At 50.3% G+C, this 25,377-nt stretch carries 23 protein-coding genes, 1 tRNA gene and 1 riboswitch; of the genes, 6 read left to right on the forward strand and 18 right to left on the reverse strand.

Features of this window, described 5'->3' with window-relative positions; translation table 11 throughout:
- Positions 1 to 10: 10 nt before the first annotated feature.
- On the reverse strand, positions 11 to 499 hold the full coding sequence (locus tag ACPAOP_RS01770) for a DUF4124 domain-containing protein (RefSeq protein WP_423709080.1): 489 nt from the start codon (positions 497 to 499) through the stop codon (positions 11 to 13).
- A 126-nt stretch (positions 500 to 625) separates the two neighbouring features.
- On the reverse strand, positions 626 to 2,041 hold the full coding sequence (gene glnA, locus ACPAOP_RS01775; RefSeq protein ID WP_423679306.1) for a type I glutamate--ammonia ligase: 1,416 nt from the start codon (positions 2,039 to 2,041) through the stop codon (positions 626 to 628).
- 441 nt (positions 2,042 to 2,482) lie between these two features.
- Here glnA and ACPAOP_RS01780 point away from each other — a divergent pair, with 441 nt between their 5' ends.
- The 3 genes from ACPAOP_RS01780 (at position 2,483) to ACPAOP_RS01790 (ending at position 5,218) form a co-directional block, all read left to right on the forward strand.
- Positions 2,483 to 2,947, forward strand: coding sequence for a rhodanese-like domain-containing protein (locus ACPAOP_RS01780; RefSeq protein ID WP_423679305.1), 465 nt, complete (start codon positions 2,483 to 2,485; stop codon positions 2,945 to 2,947).
- An 88-nt stretch (positions 2,948 to 3,035) separates the two neighbouring features.
- Positions 3,036 to 3,125: transfer RNA gene (locus tag ACPAOP_RS01785), tRNA-Ser, on the forward strand.
- A gap of 224 nt (positions 3,126 to 3,349) precedes the next feature.
- On the forward strand, positions 3,350 to 5,218 hold the full coding sequence (locus tag ACPAOP_RS01790; RefSeq protein WP_423709081.1) for an AI-2E family transporter: 1,869 nt from the start codon (positions 3,350 to 3,352) through the stop codon (positions 5,216 to 5,218).
- A 161-nt stretch (positions 5,219 to 5,379) separates the two neighbouring features.
- Here ACPAOP_RS01790 and ACPAOP_RS01795 read toward each other — a convergent pair whose 3' ends face one another.
- A complete protein-coding gene (locus ACPAOP_RS01795; RefSeq protein WP_423709082.1) occupies positions 5,380 to 6,963 on the reverse strand; it encodes an isocitrate lyase in 1,584 nt (527 codons plus the stop codon).
- 435 nt (positions 6,964 to 7,398) lie between these two features.
- Here ACPAOP_RS01795 and ACPAOP_RS01800 point away from each other — a divergent pair, with 435 nt between their 5' ends.
- The 3 genes from ACPAOP_RS01800 to ACPAOP_RS01810 all read left to right on the forward strand — a co-directional run bounded on the left by ACPAOP_RS01800 (position 7,399) and on the right by ACPAOP_RS01810 (position 10,205).
- Positions 7,399 to 8,541 (forward strand): glycosyltransferase family 9 protein, encoded by a 1,143-nt coding sequence (locus ACPAOP_RS01800; RefSeq protein WP_423709084.1) that lies wholly within the window; start codon positions 7,399 to 7,401, stop codon positions 8,539 to 8,541.
- A gap of 179 nt (positions 8,542 to 8,720) precedes the next feature.
- Positions 8,721 to 9,374 carry a DUF4272 domain-containing protein gene (locus ACPAOP_RS01805; RefSeq protein WP_423679301.1) on the forward strand — a complete coding sequence of 218 codons (654 nt, stop codon included), beginning with the start codon at positions 8,721 to 8,723 and terminating at the stop codon, positions 9,372 to 9,374.
- Between the two features lie 120 nt (positions 9,375 to 9,494).
- On the forward strand, positions 9,495 to 10,205 hold the full coding sequence (locus ACPAOP_RS01810) for a tetratricopeptide repeat protein (RefSeq protein ID WP_423679300.1): 711 nt from the start codon (positions 9,495 to 9,497) through the stop codon (positions 10,203 to 10,205).
- 143 nt (positions 10,206 to 10,348) lie between these two features.
- Here ACPAOP_RS01810 and ACPAOP_RS01815 read toward each other — a convergent pair whose 3' ends face one another.
- The 15 genes from ACPAOP_RS01815 to ACPAOP_RS01885 all read right to left on the reverse strand — a co-directional run bounded on the left by ACPAOP_RS01815 (position 10,349) and on the right by ACPAOP_RS01885 (position 25,369).
- Positions 10,349 to 11,095: a hypothetical protein gene (locus ACPAOP_RS01815; protein ID WP_423709086.1), complete on the reverse strand. Its 747-nt coding sequence runs from the start codon at positions 11,093 to 11,095 to the stop codon at positions 10,349 to 10,351.
- Positions 11,096 to 11,213: 118 nt separating this feature from the next.
- Positions 11,214 to 11,993 carry an acetolactate decarboxylase gene (gene budA, locus ACPAOP_RS01820; protein WP_423709087.1) on the reverse strand — a complete coding sequence of 260 codons (780 nt, stop codon included), beginning with the start codon at positions 11,991 to 11,993 and terminating at the stop codon, positions 11,214 to 11,216.
- Positions 11,994 to 12,149: 156 nt separating this feature from the next.
- A complete protein-coding gene (locus ACPAOP_RS01825) occupies positions 12,150 to 13,601 on the reverse strand; it encodes a cobyric acid synthase (protein WP_423709088.1) in 1,452 nt (483 codons plus the stop codon).
- A gap of 83 nt (positions 13,602 to 13,684) precedes the next feature.
- The gene (locus tag ACPAOP_RS01830; protein ID WP_423709089.1) at positions 13,685 to 14,533 is read right to left on the reverse strand and encodes an ABC transporter substrate-binding protein; all 849 of its coding nucleotides are present in this window, start codon (positions 14,531 to 14,533) and stop codon (positions 13,685 to 13,687) included.
- Complete coding sequence (locus tag ACPAOP_RS01835) at positions 14,530 to 15,453, reverse strand: cobalamin-binding protein (RefSeq protein ID WP_423709090.1); 924 nt, start codon at positions 15,451 to 15,453, stop codon at positions 14,530 to 14,532. Before ACPAOP_RS01835 ends, ACPAOP_RS01830 begins: the two co-directional genes overlap by 4 nt.
- 58 nt (positions 15,454 to 15,511) lie before the next feature.
- Positions 15,512 to 16,522: a threonine-phosphate decarboxylase CobD gene (gene cobD / locus ACPAOP_RS01840; RefSeq protein ID WP_423709091.1), complete on the reverse strand. Its 1,011-nt coding sequence runs from the start codon at positions 16,520 to 16,522 to the stop codon at positions 15,512 to 15,514.
- Positions 16,515 to 17,462: an adenosylcobinamide-phosphate synthase CbiB gene (cbiB, locus tag ACPAOP_RS01845; RefSeq protein ID WP_423709965.1), complete on the reverse strand. Its 948-nt coding sequence runs from the start codon at positions 17,460 to 17,462 to the stop codon at positions 16,515 to 16,517. Before cbiB ends, cobD begins: the two co-directional genes overlap by 8 nt.
- A complete protein-coding gene (cobU, locus tag ACPAOP_RS01850) occupies positions 17,462 to 18,031 on the reverse strand; it encodes a bifunctional adenosylcobinamide kinase/adenosylcobinamide-phosphate guanylyltransferase (protein WP_423679293.1) in 570 nt (189 codons plus the stop codon). The genes cbiB and cobU overlap by 1 nt, the downstream gene beginning before the upstream one ends.
- A gap of 1 nt (position 18,032) precedes the next feature.
- Positions 18,033 to 19,334 (reverse strand): cobyrinate a,c-diamide synthase, encoded by a 1,302-nt coding sequence (locus ACPAOP_RS01855; protein WP_423709092.1) that lies wholly within the window; start codon positions 19,332 to 19,334, stop codon positions 18,033 to 18,035.
- A complete protein-coding gene (gene cobO / locus ACPAOP_RS01860; RefSeq protein WP_423679291.1) occupies positions 19,328 to 19,972 on the reverse strand; it encodes a cob(I)yrinic acid a,c-diamide adenosyltransferase in 645 nt (214 codons plus the stop codon). Before cobO ends, ACPAOP_RS01855 begins: the two co-directional genes overlap by 7 nt.
- Positions 19,973 to 19,978: 6 nt before the next feature.
- Positions 19,979 to 20,740, reverse strand: coding sequence for an ABC transporter ATP-binding protein (locus ACPAOP_RS01865; RefSeq protein WP_423709094.1), 762 nt, complete (start codon positions 20,738 to 20,740; stop codon positions 19,979 to 19,981).
- A gap of 19 nt (positions 20,741 to 20,759) precedes the next feature.
- Positions 20,760 to 21,779, reverse strand: a complete 1,020-nt coding sequence (locus tag ACPAOP_RS01870; protein ID WP_423709966.1) for a FecCD family ABC transporter permease — start codon at positions 21,777 to 21,779, stop codon at positions 20,760 to 20,762.
- Positions 21,780 to 22,044: 265 nt separating this feature from the next.
- Positions 22,045 to 23,898: a TonB-dependent receptor domain-containing protein gene (locus ACPAOP_RS01875; protein WP_423709095.1), complete on the reverse strand. Its 1,854-nt coding sequence runs from the start codon at positions 23,896 to 23,898 to the stop codon at positions 22,045 to 22,047.
- Positions 23,899 to 24,007: 109 nt separating this feature from the next.
- A riboswitch (cobalamin riboswitch) is annotated at positions 24,008 to 24,339 on the reverse strand.
- Positions 24,340 to 24,403: 64 nt separating this feature from the next.
- Positions 24,404 to 24,754: a PilZ domain-containing protein gene (locus ACPAOP_RS01880; protein WP_423679288.1), complete on the reverse strand. Its 351-nt coding sequence runs from the start codon at positions 24,752 to 24,754 to the stop codon at positions 24,404 to 24,406.
- Between the two features lie 69 nt (positions 24,755 to 24,823).
- Positions 24,824 to 25,369: a histidine phosphatase family protein gene (locus ACPAOP_RS01885; RefSeq protein WP_423709096.1), complete on the reverse strand. Its 546-nt coding sequence runs from the start codon at positions 25,367 to 25,369 to the stop codon at positions 24,824 to 24,826.
- Positions 25,370 to 25,377 lie beyond the last annotated feature (8 nt).

Below are 25,377 nucleotides of genomic sequence, written 5' to 3' on the forward strand. Positions count from 1 at the left end.
CGATTTTGCATTATTTCAGGTTGGAAATTTCACGCCGCAATGCTTCAATGTTCTTTTCAGTGCGGCTGATGTTATCTTTCATCATTGCAGTGCGTTCCTGATATTTTGCGTAATTCCGCTCATCGCCACGGCGCTCGGGTTCGCCATTGTTGTACTCTTTTTTAAGATCGGCCAGCTTTTGCTCTTCCGCTTTGAGCTCATCCAACAAAATTTGCCTGCGATCTGAATCTCTCGCCTTCTGTGTTCCCTCATCAACCTTAGGAAAATCAGCAGGACTGGAGGCAGATTTTGCCTGCGTTTTTTTAGGAGCGGAAGGCAAAGCCGGTGCAGGAACAACCGTAATACCGGGCAACTCAACCCTCTTACAACCTTTCGTTGCGCCAGTATTTTTGTATTCTTTCTTGCCATTATCGTCGACACATAAAAAAACATCTGCCTGTGCGTGCGCAATATTTTGGATGGCGATTAACGAAATAAAACCAATCAATAGTCGCTTCATATTCAATCACTAGTCAAAAACAGAGGTGTAGTGTATGCGATGCCGCGTATATTCACAATTCCACGTTACGCGCAGTAACAAACAAAAAAAGCGGGGTTACCCCCGCTTTTACAGTCCCCCTTACGATTACAGGGAGTAGTACATATCGAATTCAACAGGATGCGTCGTCATGCGCATACGTTGAACTTCCTGCATTTTCAGTTCAATGTAAGCGTCGAGCATACTGTCGCTGAACACACCGCCACGAGTCAGGAATTCGCGGTCTTTATTCAGTGCATCCAAGGCTTCTTCCAGAGACGCGCACACTGTTGGAACCAATGCATCTTCCTCTGGTGGCAAATGGTACAAATCTTTAGATGCTGCTTCACCTGGGTGAATCTTATTCTGTACACCATCCAGACCTGCCATCATCAGTGCAGAGAAGCACAGATATGGGTTTGCCAGTGGATCTGGGAAGCGCGCCTCAACGCGACGACCTTTTGGATTCGCAACGTAAGGAATGCGGATAGATGCTGAACGGTTTTTAGCAGAGTAAGCCAGTTTCACCGGTGCTTCGTAGCCTGGAACCAGACGCTTGTACGAGTTAGTGCCTGGATTTGTGATTGCGTTCAGTGCTTTTGCATGTTTGATGATACCGCCGATGTAGTACAGAGCGAAATCAGACAAGCCAGCATAGCCGTCGCCTGCGAACAGGTTTTTGCCATCTTTCCAGATCGATTGATGCACGTGCATGCCGGAACCATTATCACCAACGATAGGTTTAGGCATGAAAGTCGCTGTTTTGCCGTAGGTATGAGCCACGTTCCAGACAACGTATTTCAGGTTTTGTGTCCAGTCAGCACGCTCTACCAATGTAGAGAATTTTGTGCCGATTTCATTTTGACCAGCGCCAGCTACTTCATGATGATGCACTTCCACTGGAATGCCCAAAGATTCCAGAATCAGGCACATTTCAGAACGCATATCCTGGAAACTGTCGACTGGAGGAACTGGGAAGTAACCGCCCTTGACTGTAGGACGATGACCTGAATTGCCGCCTTCCAGTTTTTCACCTGTTGTCCATGACGCCTCTTCGGAATCAATCTTGACGAAGCAACCGGACATATCAATTTTCCAGCGCACGCCATCAAAAATAAAGAATTCTGGTTCCGGACCAAAGTAGGCAGTATCGCCGATACCGGAAGACTTCAGATAAGCTTCCGCACGCTTCGCGATAGAACGTGGGTCACGATCGTAACCTTTGCCATCGGAAGGCTCGATAACGTCACACTGCATGAACAATGTGGTTTCTTCCATGAACGGATCGATATTCGCTGTGTTTGGATCTGGCATCAACAACATGTCAGAAGCCTCGATCCCCTTCCAGCCCGCAATAGAAGAACCATCAAATGCATGGCCAGATTCGAATTTATCGATATCGAATGCAGATACTGGCACTGTAACGTGCTGCTCTTTACCTCGTGTATCAGCAAAACGGAAATCAACGAACTTTACTTCGTTATCCTTTACCATCTTCAAAACTTCTGCAGCTGTCATTGCCATGTGAAACTCCTCAAGTAGCGCTAAAAATAAATCGGGGATTACTGAGCCTTCGTTCTGCCATCCTGACAAAAGAAACCTGTCGTTAATTTTCTACCTGCTCAATCATCTGACTGCTCAACTCCGCGAACAATAATAGCAGAAACTATGCCACATTCCAGAATCTGCGAAGCCAGACGTAATTATCCGTAACACTTTGTTTTTTAAAGAACTAATTAAAAACCCTGAAGAAAAGCACCGAATAACGCACCAGAAAAAACAAAATAAACTACAGAAAAAATATATCGCACATTAATAGTGCAATATTTAGCACCATTAATGTGCGAATCTCATTTTGCACTCTATTGGAGCAACAAGTTAAGAGCATGGTATGCAAATGGATATTGCTTCATGCATAATCAGCGATACACCTTTTCAAACTCACTGTCTGTACTGGATTTATTTATGTCAAGCAAGGAACTGATCGCATCTGCCCGGCAACGCGCCCTAGAACAATCATTTTCGTACGCCGGTGCATTCACTCCCGTTGAGGCTTTTGAACTATTAGAGTCAGACCCGAACTGCGTACTGGTAGACGTACGCACCAATGCTGAACGTGACTGGGTTGGTAAAGTCGCTATTCACGATAAGCAGCACTATGCGGTGCAATGGAGTCTGTATCCGGGTGGTGCGCAAAACCCTGATTTTTTACAACAGCTGGAAGCCATCATCGCAGATAAAAATTCCGTCATTCTTTTTCTCTGCCGTTCCGGCGTCCGCTCACGCCACGCCGCAAAACTCGCCACAGACAACGGCTACACGCAGTGTTTCGACATCCTGCAGGGCTTTGAAGGAGACAGAGATGCACACGGCCACAGAAAAACCACAGGAGGCTGGTGCGCAAGTGATTTACCATGGATAGGCGCATGATTTATAAATACATTAAAAACCTACTTCCATCCGCCTCAATACTTTGCTAGAATAGCGAGCTTCGCTGATCACGCATTAGCGAAAAGCAGGAGAGGTGGATGAGTGGTTTAAGTCACACGCCTGGAAAGCGTGCGTAGGTTAATCCCTACCGGGGGTTCGAATCCCCCCTTCTCCGCCAAGAATCAGAAAAGCCCTTGACTTATTCAAGGGCTTTTTTTTGGCCTGCACTTGTCGTTAAATATATTTCCCATACGATCTTTGCGAGTCAACGCATTCACATCGATTATCTTGCTCGAGCCTTATCCGAGCCCACATTGCACTGGTCTATATATCGCGACACACATTGCATTGACCAGGCAACAGAGATGCTGAGAAATAACATAACATTTCCGGATGAAATCCATGTCTAATTCCCCTACTGTTACGCGATCAACAGCGATGTCACTGGTCAGCCTTGTTTGTGTGCTGGCACTGCTGCATTTCGGGCGGGATGTTTTAGAGCCTATCGTGCTGGCTTCAATGCTGAGCCTGATCATCGCACCGCTGATACGCAGCATGCGTCACATGGGGCTCGGGCGCGTGAGCGCCACATTCGCTGCCATCATTTTCGTCACGACTGGCATTATCGGCATTGGCGTGGTGCTGACTTCTCAGTTAGTCAGCGTCACGACAGAAATCCCTCAGTACAGAGCAGCGATTCAATCGAAGCTGGCAATAGTAAGGCAAATCACAGAACGTCCATTTGCACACATAGAGGCAGAAATGAAAGCTGTGTCATCGAATGGCTTTCCATCGGCCGAAACTGTGTTACAAAACGAAAAAATCTTACCATCAGGCCAGAAACAACCGATTCCAGTTGAGATACGAAAACCACAACCAACCCCGACAGAGACAATCACGCGTTTGCTATCGTCCATTTCCGGGCCGGTAGGAGAAGCCTTTCTGGTACTGGTGCTGCTGATATTCATCCTGCTTGAGCATGAGTCTTTACGCGACCGCGCAATCCGACTCACCGGCCAGAGTGAAGTGGGCAAAACGATCAAAGCGCTCGGGGATGCAACAGAAGGGGTATCACGCTTTTTCTTTTCACAATTTCTGGTCAACACCGCCTTTGCCATTATCATCGCCCTTGCCTTGTGGGCTGCGGGCGTGCCGCATGCGTTTCTGTTCGGAGCCCTGAGCGGTTTATTGCGCTTTGTTCCCTATCTGGGTGCATTAATTGCAGGAGGAATAATTACCTTATTCGTCGCAGCCATTGATCCCGGCTGGACTCTGGCTATCGTCTGTATGGCCTTTTTCGGCGCCACCGAAGTACTGGTGGCCAACTGGGTGGAACCAAAAGTGTATGGGCACAGCTCTGGCCTGTCACCGCTCGCGGTCATGGTGTCAGCGCTATTCTGGGGGGCGTTATGGGGACCTGTCGGCCTGCTGCTGTCAACACCGCTGACTTTATGTCTGGTCGTCGCCGGACGTCATATCAGCGCTCTCGAACCCATCACTATACTGTTTGCGGATACGCCGAATGTGGACGACGCACACCGCTTTTTTCATCGATTACTGGCCGCAGACACCGATGCCATCGTCAGCGATGCTGAGGTATTTTTACGTAAATTCAGCTTTGCGAAATATTGTGATCACATCCTGATTCCGGGACTGGCTTTAGGAATACACGATTTTGAAAATGGATTAATAGAGAAAACGCAGCAAAATAAAATTCGCACCACGATAGCGACGCTCGCAGAAACAGTCAGTCAGGCATCTTTTGGCAGCGATAAAAAGCACAAACGCCGCTCTATTTCGATGCTGGATGCAAATGTCGGCGCGCATTTACGTCAGATGCGCAAAAAACGTCTGGGACGTTGGCAAGGCTCTCTGAATGTGCCTTCACGTTCGGTAGTTTTATGCGCCGGTTTTGACAGCGAACGCGATGATTTACTGAGCGAGTTATTCGTGCTCGCGCTAAGAGAGTCACATATTGATGCGCGCAGTTTTTCGTTCGGTGATCGCCAGGAAGATCCGGGCAAAGATGGCACTGACCTGGTGTCCACTGTTTTTGTCGCCTATCCGCTGGCATCCACCCTTGCAGCATGGATACCCATAGTTCATGAACTCCGGAGCTCGCTTCCACACGCGCTGATCGTCACCATACGCCTGCTCTCTGAGGAACATCTGGCAGAGCAATCTATCGTGAATCAGCATGTCGATATGGTGTTACGTTCATTCGAAGAAGGGCTTGCATTCGTCGCACCGGACAGAGCCCCCTTACATTAAGCTTTTGTCCTGTATCTGCGCGAATTCGCGCTATGACTATCAAAGCAAAAAGCGTAAGTTACGCATAGAATGCTTTCCCATAGAAAAACCCTGAAAACCGCTATGCAATTTTCAGGGTTGGTTTTCACTACATTAGCGAGCAGATGGCTCGCCAATCAGTTTTATGAGAACTGATTCATAGTGTTGTCTTTACCAGCTGCTTTCAGTGCTGCTTCACCGCTGAAGTAATCTTTGTGATCATCGCCGATGTCGGAGCCAGACATGTTCTGATGTTTTACGCATGCGATGCCCTGACGGATTTCTTTACGCTGAACACCAGCAACGTAACCCAGCATACCTTGGTCACCGAAGTATTCTTTAGCCAGATTGTCGGTTGACAAAGCAGCAGTGTGGTAAGTCGGCAAAGTGATCAGATGATGGAAAATACCTGCTTCGCGCGCTGCATCAGCCTGGAATGTGCGGATTTTCTCATCAGCTTCGATCGCCAGTTCGGTGTTGTCATACTCAACACTCATCAGCTTAGCGCGGTCGTAAGCAGAGACGTCTTTACCTGCTGCAACCATGCGATCGTAAGCTTGCTGACGGAAGTTCAGTGTCCAGTTGAACGATGGGCTGTTGTTGTAGACCAGTTTCGCATTTGGAATGACTTTACGGATTTCTTTAACCATGCCGCCGATCTGAGCGATATGTGGTTTTTCAGTTTCAATCCACAACAAGTCTGCGCCGTTTTGCAGAGATGTGATGCAATCGAGTACGCAACGTTCTTCACCTGTACCAGCGCGGAACTGGAACAAGTTACTTGGCAAACGTTTAGGGCGCAGCAGTTTGCCATCACGTTTGATCACAACGTCACCATTCGCCATGGATTCAGTCGACACTTCTTCAACATCAAGGAAAGAGTTGTATTTGTCACCCAGATCACCGGGTTCACGTGTCACAGCGATTTGTTTTGTCAGACCAGCACCCAGAGAGTCAGTACGTGCAACGATAATGCCGTCATCCACGCCGAGTTCCAGGAATGCGTAACGAATCGCACGGATTTTCGCGAGGAAATCTTCGTGAGGAACGGTCACTTTACCGTCCTGGTGACCGCATTGCTTTTCATCGGAAACCTGATTTTCAATCTGGATACAGCATGCACCAGCTTCAATGAACTGCTTTGCCAGCAGATAAGTCGCTTCAGCATTACCAAAACCTGCATCAATATCAGCGATGATAGGTACTACGTGGGTCACGTGGTTATCGATTTGTTCTTGAATTGCTTGTTTAGCCGCGCCTTCCGCTGCATCGAGCTGACGGAACAAACCACCCAGTTCACGTGCGTCAGCCTGACGCAGGAATGTATAGAGTTCTCTGATCAGATCGGAAACTGCCGTTTTTTCATGCATAGACTGATCTGGCAATGGACCGAATTCAGAACGCAATGCAGCGACCATCCAGCCAGACAGGTATAAGTAACGACGATCAGTGCTGTTGAAGTGCTTCTTGATAGAAATCATCTTCTGTTGACCGATGAAACCATGCCAGCAACCCAGAGACTGAGTGTATTTGGAAGGATCAGCATCGTAGTTAGCCATATCCCGACGCATAATTTTCGCAGTGTATCGTGCAATGTCGAGACCAGTTTTGAATTTATTCTGAGCGCGCATACGTGCAGCGTATTCAGGATTAATCGCATCCCAGGCGCTACCTTGTGTTTCTTTCAGTGCAGAAACGGCTTTAATGTCGTCTTGATACTGTGACATATGAATCTCCTAGAGAAGTAAAAAAAATTTAATGAAGCAATAACGAAACAATATCGTGCGCCGCCCTATCTGTTCGGAATCGAACCGGTAAAACAGCAGGTTGAAGCAAAACTGTATGGGTTAATGATAGACCATTTAGGAAGCCAAGCCAACTCTTATATAAGACATATAACTTAAATTTTCTCTTTTATATTCAATACCTTAAATTCACATTTTTGCTATATGAAACATGTTTTCAGAAAATGAGATGGAATATCCTGGGTAGCCCCAACTTTAATTTCACACTATGGAATGTGATTTCGCATTAATGCGTTCACTGCGCTGGCACCTTACCGGGAACATTTCTCCCATCAGCAACGGAACCAATTTCTTCCAACTGTGTCAAACTGTAACTAAACAGCTACAATTCCACCCTCTGAAAAGCATCACCCTTTCATGTCCACGCAACAAATCCCTGCTGATCTGCTCAAAAAAACAAAAAAAATATTATTTATCGCTCCGCTCGCTATCGGTGACTTCAGCTATTTACAAAATTCCTTTAAAGCGTTTTCCGAGACGTATCCTCACATAGAAATGCATTTGTGGATCGATGAATTACGCAGGACGCGCGATGAGCGTCAGTGGCCTTATCTGGAAAAATATGCGTTGTATGACTGGGTCGGCGAATGCGAATTATTTAACAAGGTGTATCGCCGCACATACAGTCCTGCGTTACTGACAGAGAGTATCGAGGAAGCGAAAGATGAGAACTATCCCATCGTAGTTTCGCTATCAATCCTCCGTCCCCATCAGTATGCCTCGCTGGCGCGCAGACTCAGTCCGGATGGCTTCATCATCGGGATCAAAAATCCAGTCAGTCTGCTGCGCCCGCATCATCTTTTTGCATACAAAAAATTAGATGCCACGATTCTGGAAAACCGTTTTCAGGGGCAGCAAGTGCACATCAGCACAATTTATGCAGACTGGTTTTATCAGGCATTTGGCATTGAAAGCAAAGAAACGGAGCGCTTCCCTTATGTGAACATTCCCAAGCAATGGTTACAACAAGCACGCTTTCAATTAGAGGAATGGGGCTTCGATAAAACGAAACATCAGGTCGTCTTCATTAATCCATTTGCCAAAATTAATAAACGCTGCTGGCCACTGCCCAAAGTCGCTGAATTAATCAAAGCCATGCAAAGAATGAAGAGATGGCGTAATGCTTGTTTTGTTGTCAGTGCACCGCCAGAAAAACTGGCTAAGACGCAGGCAACTTTAAAACAATACAACCTGAAAAATACTCAGTTTTTTTCAGCCCAGGAAAATTTCTTTCAACTACCGGCGATGCTGAGCTGGTGCGATCTGATCATCTCTGTTGAGACTGCCGTTATGCATCTGGCCAATGCGGTACATGTACCGGTCATCGCACTGATGCGACAAAAAAACCCCGAATGGGCACCCTTCGATCAGGTTAACAGTCAGGTTATTACATCAAGTCATCGCCGCGACTGGGTCGATGCTATCAGCGTCAACGAGGTGCTTGCTCACCTGACGGATACAAATAGCGCTGAAGATCAGGAAGAAGTAAGCACCTTCTGACGCATCTGTTCAGCTCATTATTAACTGCAGTGGCGTAATGTTTGCGTACGCCCGGGTCTGCCTTTGACGGGGGAGATGATGTCTGCCAGCCAAACCAGAAACCGGGCGGTCATGAGGAACAATCATAAACACCGGCGCAGCACTGTTACAATCTCAGACCTTTTCTATTTTTGTCTGTTATGAAATCTCCGGAACTGCGTAAAGAGTTGTCAGAACTGACGCTGCACAAACGTGGCATACGCATCAATCTGCAATTACCACTCATCGAGAGTGAAGATGAAATTCAATTGCGCAGTAATGAAGACGTTTTTCAACGTCTGATCGCACTAACTGCAATCTGGCAACTACAACAAGCATCACAAAGGTCCGATGTAATCGATGTCATTCATACGCAGCAGCTCGATTCGTATTTTTCCGAAAATGAACGCCGACTGATGCTGGAGAACAATGCTGATCCGGCGATACCAGCTAATGCAATGTCTGCGGATGCTCTGCATTTTCTGGCCTGGTGCAGCGGCATACAAAAAGCCATAGGTATGCCCGATGGGTGCTATAAAGAAGATGTCGCAGAACTATTGTGGAAACAAATTGTCCGTAATCCTGACAGTCTCCGCTCGCAGATACATTTGCAATCTAAAACGGTCTTACTTGACTGGGCCGATCTGCTTTATCGCATGCACTGGGCAGTACGCCACGCCCACATTACTGGCAAACCGATACCTGGCCGTCTGAATGCTGTGGCGGTCCATGAATGGCATAAAGTGGTGAACTGGCTGATTCAATACGATGATGAAAATGACTGGGATAAGGTCAGCACGGAAACGGCAGGCTGAATTCAGGGCGGATTCAGATTATATGAAGAATGTTTAAACACGGTCGCAAAGCCAAAATAAAACCGACTAAAATAGCGTAGTCTGTATCCGCTATTGTCTCCGTTACTTCAAGGCTTGCATATGAATTCGCGCCCTCTCAAGCTCCTCGTTACGTTCTCTTTCATCACGTTGTCCGGATTCACAGTACAAAGTGTTTGTGCCGGTGATTTTGAAGACGGCGTCACGTTGTATGAGCAGCAGGAATTCACCGAAGCAGCCAAGTTCTTTCAGGCAGCTGCAAACAAAGGCAATGCGGATGCCCAGTTTAACCTTGGACTGATGTATCTGAACGGCGAGGGTGTTGAGCAGGATTATCAGAAAGCACGTGCGTTGTTCCAGCAATCGGCAGAAAAAAATAACGTGCGGGCACAGGTCAATCTCGCACGCATGTATGCCAAAGCGAAAGGCGTCGCTCCCGATTATAAGACTGCCGTCGTCTGGTTCACCAAAGCTGCCGAACTCGGCTATGCTGACGCACAATACAGTCTGGGTGTTTTGTATGTGAATGGTCACGGCACACCACTCGATTATAAGAAGGCCCGCGAACTGTTTGAACTCGCCGCTGAACAGAATAATGCCAGCGCACAGTACCAGCTCGGCCTGCTGTATTTCAAGGGAAAAGGCACACGCGTTGATCTGACTGAAGCCTATAAGTGGCTGACGCTTGCCGGAGATTATGAAGATGCCGCGCTCTATCGTGATTACGTCGCAAAAAAAATGACTAAAGCTCAGATCGAAGAAGCACAAGCGCTGGCGGACGATTGGAAACCAAAAAATACCGTGAAAAAGTAATTGGTTCCACAGATTAACCTATTACTCCGGTAAGCCCTGTTTGCTTTGCCAAGCCCGGCTTCATTGGTCGTAACATCAATGCGCGGAAATGCGCTCGCCCCCGTTAATCTCAACGTTCCCCTTCCTATGAGAGATGCCTGCGATTATTGTTTGACGGGTTCAAACATAATCACAGCATCATCACTCCAACTCTGCTCATGCAATGGCACTGAATAACGCTGACCATCGGCGGTTAATGTCAGCGCCATCCTGCGTTCGCCAGACACCAGTGTGGCAGCACCGCTTTTAAACGGTGAGGAATAAATGACTGTGATCATTGATGAATGACATGGGCCGCCAGCCGCACGAAACATATTCCGCCGCAGGAACGGCAACTCATCGTGTTCGACTGCCCAGCGTATTTCGCACTCCAGACGCAGGTCGCCAAGGCGGCGCGTGTTGGCAGTCAATCCGGCGCTGCGAACTTCCGGCCGCCAACGAAAGCTCCCCTTCTTCTGATTCGTCAGCAAATCGGCATTATCGGCTTCCGCTTTTTTATCACGCGGCAAGGTGAAACCGCCATCGTTTGCAACCGGAATCGGTATTGAGCTGTCGTCGCTGACGATACGCAGGCCAACATCATGCAGACTGGCATCTGGCTTCTGAGGAATTAACAGGAAACGAAATACAGAATCAGGGGCTCTTGCGAGGTGAGCATCGTAAGCGTTTAAACCCTTGAGTAATTGCCGGTAAGATTTCAGTTCCGGGTCGCGGGTGGCCGATATCTGCACCGATGATGGCGCGACTTCATCAGGATTTGTCGCAGGAATTATCGCCGGTTCCGAGGCCTGCACCGACGCGATGACTGACCCGACACAGACTCCCGTCATCCATACAGATAATTGACGCATTGCTTACCCCAGGCAAAAGAAAAAAATGAGTGTAATGCAATTCCGTCTGATCTATTGAATGAAACACAAGGTATTAACTTTTGCACCCAAAGGTATCGTCAGATCAAAACACGATGTTTTACTCCCGGATTTTTTCAACTGCGTGTAATTCCTGCGCCCGGTCTTTTGACTGATCTGCATGAATGAAACCCTCAGTATCCGGCACCTGCAATTCAACCGTAGAAATCGTGGCGATTTTTACCTTGCCTGCCGTCAGCTGTAAGGAAAGTACATGTCCGCCATGACTGAGGTCGGAAGATAAATAATGCCAGTGATAACCCGGCACATTAAAGCCTTTGACAAATGCAGGGCTGCGAAATCCTATCAATTGCCCTGAGGTGCTGCCAAGTTTAAAAATAGATTGAGTCTTAGTGACTTCAGCCAAAGGTTTGTAAGGTTTCTTTTGCGGATCGATTGCGCGCGTGGTCATCTCCGCAAAATTTCCTTGTATGCGTATCGCATAGAAAGCGTTTTTATTAATCAGACTGGCATCGAGTTGGGCTTCCAGTTCGGCCAGCGTCGCCACGCCTGCCAGGCTGATTTCTTTCGTCGGCTGAAAATATGTCACAATCGCCAGCGGAGAAAGTTCTTGCGGTGGCACGATTTCGACTTTGCCATTGCCCTTCGCTTTATAGAACACGCCGTCGATCAGTATCATCTCACCATCGACACGGTTATATGTACCGATACCGAAATCACCGTGTCTGGCTAATTCAGCCACGGTAATATTGCCGTCATACGCACCGGCAAGCAAAGCATCGATTGTTGAATACTGAAATAGCCGCGCATCAGACGCATACGCAACCGAGGTGGAAAAAGATAAAGCCAGAACAAGCGGACACAGAAATCGTAAAGGCATGATAGTGAGAGCGAATAGTAGAGTGAGAAGTCATTAAGTGTCGGCAACAGCGAGCATGCCGTCGGCATAAATACCGACAGGTAAGATGCTCATTATGCGCATGAAGACAACAAACTCACAATCACTTTCACCAGCTGTGGTCGTCACTCCTTCCGGCTATAAGGCGCGCAAAGCGCCGAGTAGCGGTATGCAGGCGTCTGCCACGCGCTCAATGCTCTGTTCGCGTAATGCAGACAAATCAACGACCGCGTCACTTTGCAGACCCGCCCATGCCAGCAAGGCGCTGCACGCTTCCGGGTGGTCAAATAATCCGTGCAGATAGGTGCCGAGTATCAGATCATCCGGCGAGCGAGCGCCCTCGTCCTCGCCATCCAGGTGAAACGCGGGCAAGGTTTCATTGCTGGCGTATGTCAACCCCATGTGAATTTCATAGCCCTGCACTGCCGCCGGTGCGCCGTCTGCGGCAAACCCGAAAGCACAGCGACCACTGACCTGCTGCAGCCGTTTTTCCTGCGTCAACTCGGTTGTAATATCCAGCAAGCCAAGACCATCCGAATCACCCGCGATACCTTCGACACCATGCGGGTCACTGACGATCTGTCCCAACATCTGATAGCCACCGCAAATGCCTATCACTTTGCCGCCGTAGCGCAGATGTTTTTCCAGCGCTTGCTGCCATCCCTGCTGCTGCAGAAACGCCAGATCGGCACGGGTATTTTTACTGCCGGGCAAAATAATCAGATCAGCAGGTGGAATCGCATGATCAGGGCCGATAAACTGTAAATCCACATCGGGATGCGCGCGCAAAGCATCAAAATCCGTGTGATTAGAAATACGTGGTATTGCAGGAACGATGATGCGGAATTTTCCGCTGCTTTGTTGTGCCGGTTGTATCGCATCTTCGGCGTCCAGCTGTAAGCCATGCAGATACGGTAACACTGCGAGCACAGGTTTACCGGTTTTCTGTTCGAGCCATGTCAGCCCCGGTTCCAGCAAGCGGATATCACCCCGAAAACGATTAATAACAAAGCCAACAATGCGCTGTTGCTCGGATTCAGATAAGCATGCCAGCGTCCCGATGAAATGGGCAAAGACACCGCCGCGATCAATATCTGCCACCAGTATCACCGGGCAATCGACCGCCTCAGCAAATCCCATGTTGGCAATATCACGATCACGCAGATTCACCTCCGCCGGGCTGCCAGCACCCTCAACGATAATTGCATCATATTGATTTTGCAGTCGCTGATACGACTCCAGCACAGCCCCCATCGCGATCGTTTTGTACTGATGGTAGTCACGTGCATCCATGTCTGCCCGAACCTTGCCATGAATGATGACTTGCGCTCCGGTATCAGAGGATGGCTTCAACAACACAGGATTCATATCGGTATGCGCAGGCACACCGGCAGCGATGGCCTGCAAGGCCTGAGCACGACCGATCTCGCCGCCATCGACCGTCACCGCGCTGTTCAGTGCCATGTTCTGCGGCTTCATCGGCGCAACACGCACACCGTCTCGCCGTAACAAACGACAAAGCGCAGCAACCACTGTACTTTTTCCCGCATCCGAGGTCGTGCCCTGTACCATTAAAGTAGAAATCTGCATGCGACTATGCTTTCTCAAAAAGTTAAGGCAGACACAAAGGAAAATAAGAAGATGAAAGAACCGCTCTGTTCATTTCCACGACGTTAAGTCTCGACTGCCGGGATAAGTGGCGAACCTGTTACAGACAATGTTTGCGAGGCCTGCCACTCCGCAATCAGTACATGCAATTGCAGAAGTCCATGCTGGATTGCCGACGGCCCCGGCGAGAGTATGTCGGCCGATTTGATCTCCAATACCCGCCCATGACGGACAGCCGGGATCGTATCCCAGCCTTCGCGTGCGACCAGGCTGTCAGGACGAAATTTCTTACCGCACCATGAGCCGATAATGATATCCGGCGCACGCCGGATGACTTCAGCAGGATCTGCGATGATGCGCTGTTTAGCGCTGTGAAAACCGGCGAGATCGGCAAACACATCATCACCACCTGCGATCTGTATCAACTCAGAAACCCAGCCGATACCAGACATCAGCGGCTCATTCCATTCTTCAAAATAAACCTTCGGTCTGCGCGTCCACTTTGCTGCCTGATGGCGGATAACATCGATTTGCGCCTGTAGTTCTGCGATCAACAGCGCGCCCTGTTCCTGTTTTCCAACCAGTGCAGCTAACACTTTAATCATGTGCAGAATACCTGCAACATGATGCTGATTGAACGCATGGACTTCAATACCAGCGCTGATCAATTCGCGCACAATCTCGGATTGCATATTGGAATAGGCAATCACCAGATCGGGCTTCACTGCCAGTATTCGCTCAATCTGTGCAGAAGAAAAACCACTGACCTTGGGCTTTTCGTCGCGGGCACGCGCGGGTCTTGTGGTGTAACCGGAAATGCCAGCAATGCAATCTTCTGCACCCAGCGCATACAGCACCTCGACGGCTTCGGTAGATAAACAAGCGATACGCTCAAACAATGGGTTGGTATTCATGTTTTACCTTGTGCTGAAGTCCCAGATTTTTCGCGTTTTTGCCGCGCTTGCTCCAGCGCTTCACATATCGCTTTAGCGCCATCAATAATCCGTGGGCCGGACCGGTTCACCAGATCGCCATCAATCAGTACCAGATTATTGTTTTTTGCCGCTAGTAACGACGTCATGTTTTTCCATTGATCGATACCATTTGAAGCCTGATTGCGGCTTTCCGCACTGATCAGCACTTCCGGGTTTTCCTGCAACACAGCTTCAATACTGACGACAGGTGCGGTCACATTCAGTTTGCCAAAAATATTTTCACCACCGCAGACACGTATCGCATTGCTGACATTATGCTTATCGTTGAGCGTGTACAAAGGCTTGTGCCATACCTGATAAAAAGTACGCACTTTCGCCTTTCCCTGATACTGCGCACGTAGCTGATGCAACTGCTGGCGGAAATCGTTCGCCGAAAGTTGCGCTGCTTTTTCGGTACCAAGCAAACTCCCGAGTTTGAGGATGGTGTCAGGAATCTGTTCCAGCTTTTGCGGATCGCTGAAAAAAAATGGGACACCCGATTGTTTTAACACTTCTAACTGGCGCTCAAAAGCACCGTGCATCCAGATCACCAGCAAATCCGGCTTCATCGCCATAATGCGTTCCAGATCAAACTGGCGATTATCGCCGATGCGTGGAATGTCCTTTGCAGCCGCAGGATAATCGCTGTATTTGACTGTGCCGATAATTTTGTCACCGGCGCCAGCAGCAAAAATCAATTCAGTGACATGCGGTGACAGACTAATCACCCGCTGTGCCGGCTTGGCTAAACTGACAGTATGACCAAGGTCATCCGTCACACTGATTGCCGCCTGCGCCGATGTGGCCAACAGCAGGGTAACGATACCCGATATGAAAAAACGACAGAAAAATATGTTCATATTCTTACCCTCTTTTTTGCTCTCTTTTTTGTCTTATTCTTGTGACTGACATGGACGGTCATCTCCGGCTCGTCCATTCAGCGCAAGCCAGTTGCAAACGCTGCCACCCGGCTTCATTTGCAGGCAAGCCAAAACGCACGCCATGCGGCCTGAGTACGCCCGCCTCAAACCAGCGTAGCCAGATACCGCGTTCAGCCATGAAATGAAACAGTGCCTCGCTTTGCTGTTGTAAGTGCTGGTCACTGATCCACTGAAATAAATCCGTGCCGGAACATTGCCAGTTCTGTTGCATCAACAGGCAGCGCAGACGCTCACCTTCATACTGTAAAAGCAGCCTTTGATCTTGCTGCCAACCCGTATCAGATAAAGCTGCAAGCGCAATTTGTTGCGCCGGGCCACTGATAGTCCACGGGCCCAGGTAATTCGCCAGACGTTCCAGCAAGGAATTGCAGGCTGCGACGAAACCAAGCCGGATACCAGCCAGACCAAAAAACTTGCCGACGGACCGCAAGACAATCAAACCCTCACGCTGGGTGTGTGCTGCGACACTGATGTCCGGCAGGGTGTCGGCAAACGCCTCGTCCACAATCAGCCAACCACCGCGCTGCGCCAGTTGTTCAGCCCATTGCAGAAGTTGCGCCGGGGCGATCACCTCACCAGTAGGATTATTCGGATTACACAAGACGACCACATCGGCATTTGCCACTGCGTCGTGCAAATCCTGATAACGGGTTTCGCTGACGTTATGTCCGGCCTGTCGCCACTGATAGGCGTGTTCGGCGTAAGACGGAGCAGACACCACCACCCGCGACAGCGAACGCAAACGCGGGAAGGCCTGAATTGCGGCCTGGCTGCCAGCCACCGCTAACATGCGCGGTGCACCGTAAAAGTTTTGCGCTGCGTTGATTAAGTCATCGGAATACTCAGGCAATCTGTGCCAGGCGTTTGGCGCAAGCACAGGCGCCGGATAAAAATGCGGATTAATGCCGGTCGATAAATCCAGCCAGTCATCGAGCGGACGAGAAAACATTTTTGCTGCATCACGTAAATTACCGCCATGTTTAAGCATATAAAATCCCGCTTAAAAACAACGCTGCCAGGACGATGATGCCGAGCCACAGCAGAGTGCCACCGAAAACCAGTTGCCATGCACGCTGAATATCCGACGCTGCCGCCAGTTTGCCTTTACCTAACAGTGGACGGTTTTCATTCTCACCATCGTAGCGGGCATTACCGCCCAAGGTCAGATGCAGCGCACCGGCTCCCGCTGCCATGACAGGACCCGCATTCGGGCTGGGCCAGCGTGGTGCCTGCTGCTGCCAGCATTGCAAGGCCAGGCGCGTGTTGCCAAGGATGGAATAAGTCAACGCAGTCAGGCGTGCGGGCAGCCAGTTCAAGCCATCGTCAATACGTGCCGCGACGCAGCCAAAACGTAAAAACCGGCTGGTACGATAACCCCACATGGCGTCCAGGGTATTTGCCAGACGATATAAAACGGCACCTGCGCCACCCAGCAGCATAAACCAGAACAAGGTACCGAATACCGCATCACAACCGTTTTCCAGGACCGATTCAACGCTGGCTTTGGCCAGATATTCTTCATCCGCATCATCGGTATCGCGACTAACGATATACGATGTCAGCCTTTGCGCGCTCGCGATATCACCATCCTGCAGCGCTTGTTGTATCGGTAAATTGTGGTCGCGTAAGCTGCGCAGGCCGAGGCAAAAATACAGCAAAATGCCGTGCAAAACAGGAGCCAGCCAGGTCGTGTAATGATGGGCGAGCAACAACGTCAGCAGGGTCAACAACACGAACGGCAGCACGACCAGCAACCAGGCAACGGCCCCAGTCCAGCGGTTTGCCGATGCGCGGTTCAGGCTTTGTTCCACCCGGTTTGCCAGATGCCCGAAGCCCACCAATGGATGCCATTTTCTGACTTCGCCGAATGCCATATCCAGCGCGACACCGAACAGCAAACACAAAGCGGTCGTCAAACCGGTCATCATCAGCATGCAGCCCCCTTCAAAAACAAAGGCAAGCCCGCCGCGACCCAGGCGACATTGTCACAGCTGGCGGCCACGGCCTGATTCAAACGCCCGGCCTCATCAACAAACCAGCGTGAAATCGCCCCCATCGGAACAATGCCCATACCGACCTCATTCGACACCAGAATAACGTCGCCCGCTGCCTGCTCCAGTGCGTTAAGCATGTCGCTCCTTTGTTCCGCGAATAATGCTGGCGGTGTAATCTGACCGACCTCAGGAAATTCGGTATTGTCCGAAAATAGTAAATTCGACAGCCAGACAGTCAGGCAATCAATCAGCAAGACGGTTCCGGGCTGGCTGTATATCCGTATCGCCGTACCCAGTGCTGTTGTCTGCTCAAGGGTGAGCCAATCCGCCGGACGGCGGCTTTGGTGATGCGCTATCCGTTGTTGCATCTCACTGTCGGCTGCCGTTGCGGTTGCGAGGTAAATGACCTGCTTGCCGCCATTCGCAGATAGACGACACGCCAGTTGCTCTGCATACGCACTTTTACCTGAACGGGCCCCGCCAAAAATCAAACTGAGACTCATCTCAATCCCTTAAAAACAAGCGCGCGGCGGCGATCGGGTTTGAAGCAAAATAAGCGTGGAAATACGAGGCATGCAGCTGCCCACACTGATAAATCGCTTCGCCCTGATCGCTATCGGAGTAATGCGCATTTTTGATGGTGTGCGCGACTGGATGCAGCGACGTTTCGAAGCGCGAATAATGAAAAGTGTGTCCACGTAAATCGCCGTCAGAAAAATGCCATGCCTGCGCACCGAGCGCTGCCAGCTTTTTCTGCATATGCACTTCGCCACTCAGTAAACCCGCCATCGTCCAATGCTGCCCGTCCTGATCGACCAATCCGTCGGTCAGCGCCATCATGCCGCCGCACTCGGCCAGTATCGGCATACCGGCAGCATGTGCGGCCCTGACCGATGCTGTCCAGCACTGCGCAGCGCTGAGGGTAGCCGCGTGTAATTCAGGATAACCACCGGGCAGATACAAGGCGTCGGCTTGCACAGGAACACGCTGATCGGCAAGCGGAGAAAAAAACAGCAATTCAGCGCCCAGCATACGCAGCGTATCCAGATTGGCGGCATAGATAAATGCAAATGCGGCATCACGGGCAACCGCAATTTTTTTGTCTGCCAACAAGCGAGGAATCGCAACAGGATTAGTCTGATCAAACTGTGTCTCAGGCAAGGCATCCCATGCCTGCATATCGAGCTCCAGCTGTTCTGCCATGGTATCGAGTATGGCATCGATTTGTCCGACTTCATCCGGCAGTACCAGCCCCAGATGTCGCTCAGGCAGCACTTCAGCCTGACGCTGCAGACATCCGAGCAAAGGAATATCACGCATCGCCGCGGCCACCATTTTTCCATGTCCGGCAGAGGCGACCCGGTTAGCGATCACGCCTGCCAGATGAACCGGGCCGAAGTCGCGCAAGCCCAGCGCCTGCGCCCCCACAGTCTGCGCCATCGCAGCAACGTCCAGCACCGCAAGTACCGGCACGCCGAAAGCACGCGCCAGATCGGCGGAAGAGGGACGTCCATCATACAAACCCATCACGCCTTCAATCAGAATCACATCCGCTTCCAGCGCTGCCTGCGCCAGCTTAGCCTGCGATGCTGATTGGCCCACCATCCACAAATCAAGTGAATAAACCGGGGCGCCACTGGCACGCTCCAGAATCATCGGGTCGATAAAATCCGGCCCGGTTTTAAAAACTCTGACGATCTTGCCCTGCCCACGCAATTTGCGGGCAAGCGCTGCCGTTGTTGTTGTCTTTCCTTGTCCGGACGCAATCGCCGATACCAACACCACTTTTGCCTGAGCTATCACCATTCAACTCCTGCTTGCGCGACGATGCCATCTTTAAACGCATGTTTCACGACATTCATCTCGGTCACGGTATCCGCAATCGCTATCAGTTCCGGTAATGCACCGCGACCGGTAACGACCACGTGCTGCATTTCAGGACGAGCATCCAGATCGGCAATCACCGTATCAAGATCCAGATAATGATATTTCAACGCAATATTGAGTTCATCAAACACCACCAGGCCGATGCTGGGATCACTCAGAAATTTCTTCGCCTGCGCCCATGCGACCGTCGCTTTTTCAATATCACGATCACGATTCTGCGTCTCCCAGGTATACCCCTCCCCCATCGCATAGAACTCGACTTCATCAGGAAAACGACGCAGAAAAATTTCTTCTCCGGTTGACATCGCGCCTTTAATGAATTGCACCACGCCGACTTTCATGCCATGCCCTAATGCGCGCATCACCATCCCAAATGCGCTGGAACTCTTACCCTTGCCATTGCCGGTATGAATCAGCAATACACCTGTCGTACGCTGGGCTTGCTGAATTTTTTCATCCATCAGCGCCTTCTTGCGTTCCATGCGGCGCTGATGGCGGGTGTTGATATTGTCGCTTTCGATGGCTGATGCAATCGGGGTAGTGGGAGTCTCGCTCATATTTATTTAATTTTTCGGAATAAAAAGTATCTGACCATGATGCTCGAAACGTTCAATCGGATAACCGAGACAAGCGCCGAGTTGTTCGGCAGTCAGCATGTCGGCCGCACTGCCAGCCAGCCACTGGCCATCGCCCATCAACAGCAAAGCATGACTGGCAATGCGTTGGGCCAGATTCAGATCATGACTGACCATGACGACGGACTTATTTTTTTCGCGGCAACAGCGCGACATCAATTGCATGACACTCACCTGATGCGCAAGATCGAGTGCGTTTGCAGGTTCATCCAGCAGCATCAGTTGCGCATCCTGCGCCAGCAAAGCGGCGATCGCGACACGCTGACGCTCGCCTCCTGACAAGCTACGGACATCGCGTTGCGCCAGATCGTCAACGTCCAGTTCGCGCATCGTATCTAAAGCAATCTGCATGTCATTACTGGATTCCCAGTAATGGGCATCATGGTAAGGATGGCGTGCGCTCAATACCGTTTCGATCGCTGAATAACCGAACGCATCAACGCGGGATTGCGATAAAAAAGCCCGTTCACGCGCAAGCTCTGCCAGCGGCCAGGCCGACAGCGATTTGCCATCTAAAAAAATGTCTCCGGATTCCACCGGGCGCAAGCCCGCCAGTGTGCGTAACAAAGTACTTTTACCGGCACCGTTGCGGCCAATAATGCACCAGCATTCGCCTGCCTTCACTTGCCAATTCAAGTCCTGTACCAGCAGACGTTTGCCTGCCGTTAAATTCAGATGATGGGTTTTCATCGTTATCGTCCCATTCTCGTTAGCGCCGGCGTAACTGATGCAACTGCAACAAAAACACCGGCACGCCAATGACAGCGGTAATCACTCCCACCGGCAACTGCTGTGGTGCCACCACGGTACGCGCAATCGTGTCGGCTAAAACCAGAAAACTGCCGCCCGCCAGCGTTGCAGCAGGGATCAATAAACGGTGGTCCGGCCCCAGAGCGAAGCGACACGCATGCGGCATAATCAGGCCAACAAAGCCTATGCTGCCGGCAGTGCTGACCGCGCTGGCGGTCAGTAAGGCAGAACATAAAAATAAGAGCTGGCGCAAACGTCCGATATTCACGCCCAGCGTACTGGCGACATCCGCATGCATCGCTGCAATATTAATCGCACGCGCATTGCGCATCGCAAATACAAATACTCCAGCGCCGACTATCCACGGTAAAAAGCGCGACTGCGCCCCGGACAAATCGCCTATCATCCAGAACACCATGCCGCGCAAACGGCTATCGGGTGCCACCGACAACATCAAGGTAATCAATGCACCGCAACCGGATGCGACAATCACACCGGTCAGCAATAACACGGGCGCGCTGCCATCGCTGCTGCCACTGCCGCGTAAATCGCGATAAGCAAGACCAAACAAGAGTAAAGCAACTGCCAGCGCCCCGCCGAACGCCGCCAGATCAACCATCCAGAACGCCCCGTACAATAAAATGGTCGCAAGAGCACCGACCGATGCGCCACCGGAAATGCCTAGTACATAAGGGTCCGCGAGGGGATTGCGCAATAATGCCTGCATCATGACGCCGGACAAGGCAAGCGTGGCACCGGTGATGAATCCTGTGAATGCACGCGAAAGCCGCAATTCGAGCAAACTTGCAGCCAGCGAATTGGCGGGGCCGTGCATCAGCTCCATCGCCGCATCGGCGAGATCGGAAAAACTCAGCGCGACAGAACCAGTGAGGCCAGCAAATACAATACTGGCGAAGGTGAAAAACAGCAGAAAACCAAATATCAGACCGGCATGTTGCTTCGCCCGGCTTGCAGGCATTAAGCCGTCCTGCATCGGTTGCGAACTGAAAAAACGAAACTTGTTGCGCATGTACAGCCCGATTAATTTAAATTAGGACTGACGCAAAATTGTCCCAGCAAGGCATAGCGACGAAGACAGTACGAATAGTACGACTAGGCGCCATAACACCGCTGGGGCGGTTTTGCGTAAGTTCTATAAATAAAATCTGTGCCCGCATTCGGACACAGATTCTTCTTCATGTTGAAAACCGCTTTAATGCATGATTCAATTTTTGCTTTGATTATTAAAAGCCGTAATTCAATCCGACAAAGACACTCGATCCTGCAGTTGCGTAATTTTTCGCCAGCTCGTAGTCTTTGTTCAGCGCATTATTCCAGCGACCAATCAGCGACAAATTTTTTGCAACTTCATACGTGCCGTAAATATTCAGCAGGCCGTATCCCGCCAGCGTCTTTTTGTTTGCGACATCGTCGAAACGGTCACCGGAAAACACGGTTTCTGCGCCGATTTTGGCTTTCGCTATGGTGTATTCTGCCGCCAGCGAACCATGTTTTTTGGAGCGACGGGCAAGCCGCAAGCCGGTGGTATCGTCTTTCGGGTCCTGAATATCGACAGAGCCACGCAGACTCCAGTCACCGATGCGGGTGTTTGCGCCGACGGTCAGTCCGGACATCGTGGCTTTGTTCACGTTGTACGCACAACCGTAAGGATGACCTTTGACGTCCACAGGGCAGGTATTCGTGCTGACGAGCAAATCAGTCGCCTTGTTCTGATAAAAAACGGCACTCAGCTGCGTATCGCCAAGTTCATAATAAATACCTGCTTCGGCATTTTTTGCCTGCTCGGGCTTGTTTGATGCAACGCCATACCCCGGGTAATACAACTCATTAAACGTCGGTGCGCGGAAACTGCTGCCATAGCTGACGTTTACACGCCACACATCATTCAGTTTATATCCATAAGCGATACTGCCTGTAGTGTGGGAACCATAGACTGAGCTGCGATCATAGCGAACGCTCGCACTCGCCAGATGTGCCTCATGTTTCAGGATATAAGATGCAGCAAGAGAATCCGTTTTACGCTCACCATTGAGTGCCGGGGTCGTTGCATACACGGTTTCTTCGCGGCGCTCTGCCAGCAATTGCAGCACGTCTTTACCAACACGGATATCGTTCTGGAACGTGGTCAGATTCTGCACTGTGTCGATCTGACTCTTACCGTAAGAGGCATCGGTAAAACCTCTGTCTGCTGACTGCGCAACAGTCAGAGATGCAGTCCAGATATCATTGATCCGCCCCTTACCAAAAACAGAGATCGTTTCTAAATTCTGTACATTGTAATCATCATATCCAAGACCGGAATCAAACTGAGCGTGTAAGCGACTTTGTAAAAACTTGGCACCGAACCCGAGGTCTTTGCTGACTTCGTAATCTGCGCGCAGACTGACACTGTCGAGTTTGTAGCCGTCTTTGTCGGGGTTGTAGGAATAGATACCGGCGCCCGGTTTGGTTGCGGAAAAACCATCATCTTCGTCATGCGCCACATTCAGCGCCAGACTCAGATTACTGCTGACGGATCCGGAAACTCCGGCCTGCAATTTACGCGTACCGTAACTGCCGGCGCCAACCGAAGCAGTTGCATTCAACGCACCCGGCGTTTTCTTTGTAAAAATGTGAATCACGCCACTCATGGCATCAGCACCATACAGGCTGGACAAAGGGCCATAAACGATTTCAATATGGTCAATCTGACTCAATGGAATCGTCGACCAGCTGGCACCGCCTGTTGTGGAAGAACCAACACGGACACCGTCAATCAACACCAGATTTTGCGTGTTGTTACCACCACGCATAAATACGGAAGAATTATTACCTGGACCGCCATTGCGACTGATTTCTATACCGCGTTGTTGTTGCAGCAGATCGACGACGGATGCAGCGCCTGATTGTTGAATTTGCTCGGCAGTGATCACGACATTGTCGGCGAGAACATCAATTGCGGCCTGTGGCTGACGAGCAGCAGTGATAATCACGCTCGATGCGGTGGCAACAGAAATTGATTGAGCAAGCGCAGACGATGCTGGAAATGCGGCGGCCACGGCAAAACCCATGGCAAGAGGTTTGAATACAGAGTTCATGATTTAGAAATAAGGAGGCATACAGCCAACTTCCCCGTAGGCTGTATTCAACAAAGTGAACGTCTGAGCTTTCCGCACGGTTCATGCCGTTGCTGAAAGTCGCAGCTGTATCACTTCACTTATTCTGGCCGGTATCCGGGCTGACAAGTATCACCATCTGACCTTCCCATGCATCAACGCACAGTGGTATTGGAAAATGGCTGGCCGTATCTCTCGTATTTATCGTAACAAGGTCGCGATAATCAACAGAAAGAAATACAGCAACTTGTACACCGTTGCGGGGGCAGCACACTCTTGCTTTTCATCGTGAAATTCCGCAATCTGACTTATGCCGTGCGACTTACGCACACAGATTGACGGACAACTCCGGAATTACATCGTGTTTCCCGTTTAACTGCAGACATGAACATGTCCACGAGCACCAAAACCCCGCCATTCTATCGGCAGATGACAAGTCGGGCAAGGATGGGGATGAAAACAACATTACTGCGAATGCAAGATGCGCTTACAAGGAAGCGAACTTATTTGCTCTGGAAATCCAGGCATTGACGAGCTCATTATGCAAATCAGACATATTTGTCAGATGCATGCCGGCATGATAATGGCCACCGGTCAGAATGATATGCCGGACTGCTCCTTTACACGCGACGCGGAAAATATCGTTGCTGTTGGTGATACCGGGAATTTCTATCATCATCGGATAGCTTCGTGTCAGCTGCAGACTTTCCTGACACTGAAGTAACACACCCTCACCGGAAATATTCACTGCCCGGCACAACAACAAATGGCCATCCGGCATCCTGATGCCGCAACGCCAGCTCACATTGATACGCGGGGCTCGTCTGAGTTCTATCATAAGAATAATGTCACCGGATAACGCGCAACAGGTTTTCCGGACTCCGACTGGAAAACCAACGTTCATATCCTACATGACAATATTAACATCCATGCAACAACCATAAGAAAATTCGTCTCTGCTCTGTGCCGCCCGTTGCGCGATGCTGACACTTTCAAGGCCGTGCTCCCATGCAGAGATGATTTTAATGACGCCAGCATGGCAGACAATCACCGCTTCCGGTTCCGCTGTCGCATGTAACTCCACCAGAAATGCAATCACTCTGTGAGTCATCTGCACAAGATTTTCTTGTTGCCCGGGACGATAATGAACAACATCAGCAGCCCAGGCATCAATTTCTGCGCGTGAAATCAAATCCCAAGCCTGCATTTCCCAATGACCAAAACCCAGCTCCACGATACGGGCATCGGTACGTGGTGCCGGATGCAACAATTCGGCTAGCTTTGTACAACGCTGTAAAGGACTGGAATACACAGGGACATGCGATGGCCAGCGTTGACTCAGGCGGGTAGCGAGCGACGTGCAATCGGACAAATCAACTGCAAGATCCGACTGACCATAGCAAATACCGGGAGCAATCAGCGGCCGGGTGTGACGTATCAAATGCAGCAGCATCGTCTCCG

Source organism: Undibacterium sp. WLX3042, assembly GCF_049544825.1.
Classification (GTDB): Bacteria; Pseudomonadota; Gammaproteobacteria; order Burkholderiales; family Burkholderiaceae_D; genus Undibacterium.

Coding starts and splice junctions, on each gene's coding strand:
- ACPAOP_RS01865 (WP_423709094.1), bottom strand. CDS start 20,740: ATGAAAACCCATCATCTGAATTTAACGGCAGGCAAACGTCTGCTGGTA.
- cobD (WP_423709091.1), bottom strand. CDS start 16,522: ATGCTTAAACATGGCGGTAATTTACGTGATGCAGCAAAAATGTTTTCT.
- ACPAOP_RS01800 (WP_423709084.1), top strand. CDS start 7,399: ATGTCCACGCAACAAATCCCTGCTGATCTGCTCAAAAAAACAAAAAAA.
- ACPAOP_RS01805 (WP_423679301.1), top strand. CDS start 8,721: ATGAAATCTCCGGAACTGCGTAAAGAGTTGTCAGAACTGACGCTGCAC.
- cobU (WP_423679293.1), bottom strand. CDS start 18,031: ATGAGTCTCAGTTTGATTTTTGGCGGGGCCCGTTCAGGTAAAAGTGCG.
- ACPAOP_RS01795 (WP_423709082.1), bottom strand. CDS start 6,963: ATGTCACAGTATCAAGACGACATTAAAGCCGTTTCTGCACTGAAAGAA.
- ACPAOP_RS01855 (WP_423709092.1), bottom strand. CDS start 19,334: ATGGTGATAGCTCAGGCAAAAGTGGTGTTGGTATCGGCGATTGCGTCC.
- ACPAOP_RS01885 (WP_423709096.1), bottom strand. CDS start 25,369: ATGCTGCTGCATTTGATACGTCACACCCGGCCGCTGATTGCTCCCGGT.
- budA (WP_423709087.1), bottom strand. CDS start 11,993: ATGCCTTTACGATTTCTGTGTCCGCTTGTTCTGGCTTTATCTTTTTCC.
- ACPAOP_RS01875 (WP_423709095.1), bottom strand. CDS start 23,898: ATGAACTCTGTATTCAAACCTCTTGCCATGGGTTTTGCCGTGGCCGCC.
- ACPAOP_RS01810 (WP_423679300.1), top strand. CDS start 9,495: ATGAATTCGCGCCCTCTCAAGCTCCTCGTTACGTTCTCTTTCATCACG.
- ACPAOP_RS01790 (WP_423709081.1), top strand. CDS start 3,350: ATGTCTAATTCCCCTACTGTTACGCGATCAACAGCGATGTCACTGGTC.
- cobO (WP_423679291.1), bottom strand. CDS start 19,972: ATGAGCGAGACTCCCACTACCCCGATTGCATCAGCCATCGAAAGCGAC.
- ACPAOP_RS01835 (WP_423709090.1), bottom strand. CDS start 15,453: ATGAACATATTTTTCTGTCGTTTTTTCATATCGGGTATCGTTACCCTG.
- ACPAOP_RS01825 (WP_423709088.1), bottom strand. CDS start 13,601: ATGCAGATTTCTACTTTAATGGTACAGGGCACGACCTCGGATGCGGGA.
- ACPAOP_RS01770 (WP_423709080.1), bottom strand. CDS start 499: ATGAAGCGACTATTGATTGGTTTTATTTCGTTAATCGCCATCCAAAAT.
- ACPAOP_RS01880 (WP_423679288.1), bottom strand. CDS start 24,754: ATGATAGAACTCAGACGAGCCCCGCGTATCAATGTGAGCTGGCGTTGC.
- cbiB (WP_423709965.1), bottom strand. CDS start 17,462: ATGATGACCGGTTTGACGACCGCTTTGTGTTTGCTGTTCGGTGTCGCG.
- ACPAOP_RS01815 (WP_423709086.1), bottom strand. CDS start 11,095: ATGCGTCAATTATCTGTATGGATGACGGGAGTCTGTGTCGGGTCAGTC.
- ACPAOP_RS01780 (WP_423679305.1), top strand. CDS start 2,483: ATGTCAAGCAAGGAACTGATCGCATCTGCCCGGCAACGCGCCCTAGAA.
- ACPAOP_RS01870 (WP_423709966.1), bottom strand. CDS start 21,779: ATGCCTGCAAGCCGGGCGAAGCAACATGCCGGTCTGATATTTGGTTTT.
- ACPAOP_RS01830 (WP_423709089.1), bottom strand. CDS start 14,533: ATGAATACCAACCCATTGTTTGAGCGTATCGCTTGTTTATCTACCGAA.
- glnA (WP_423679306.1), bottom strand. CDS start 2,041: ATGGCAATGACAGCTGCAGAAGTTTTGAAGATGGTAAAGGATAACGAA.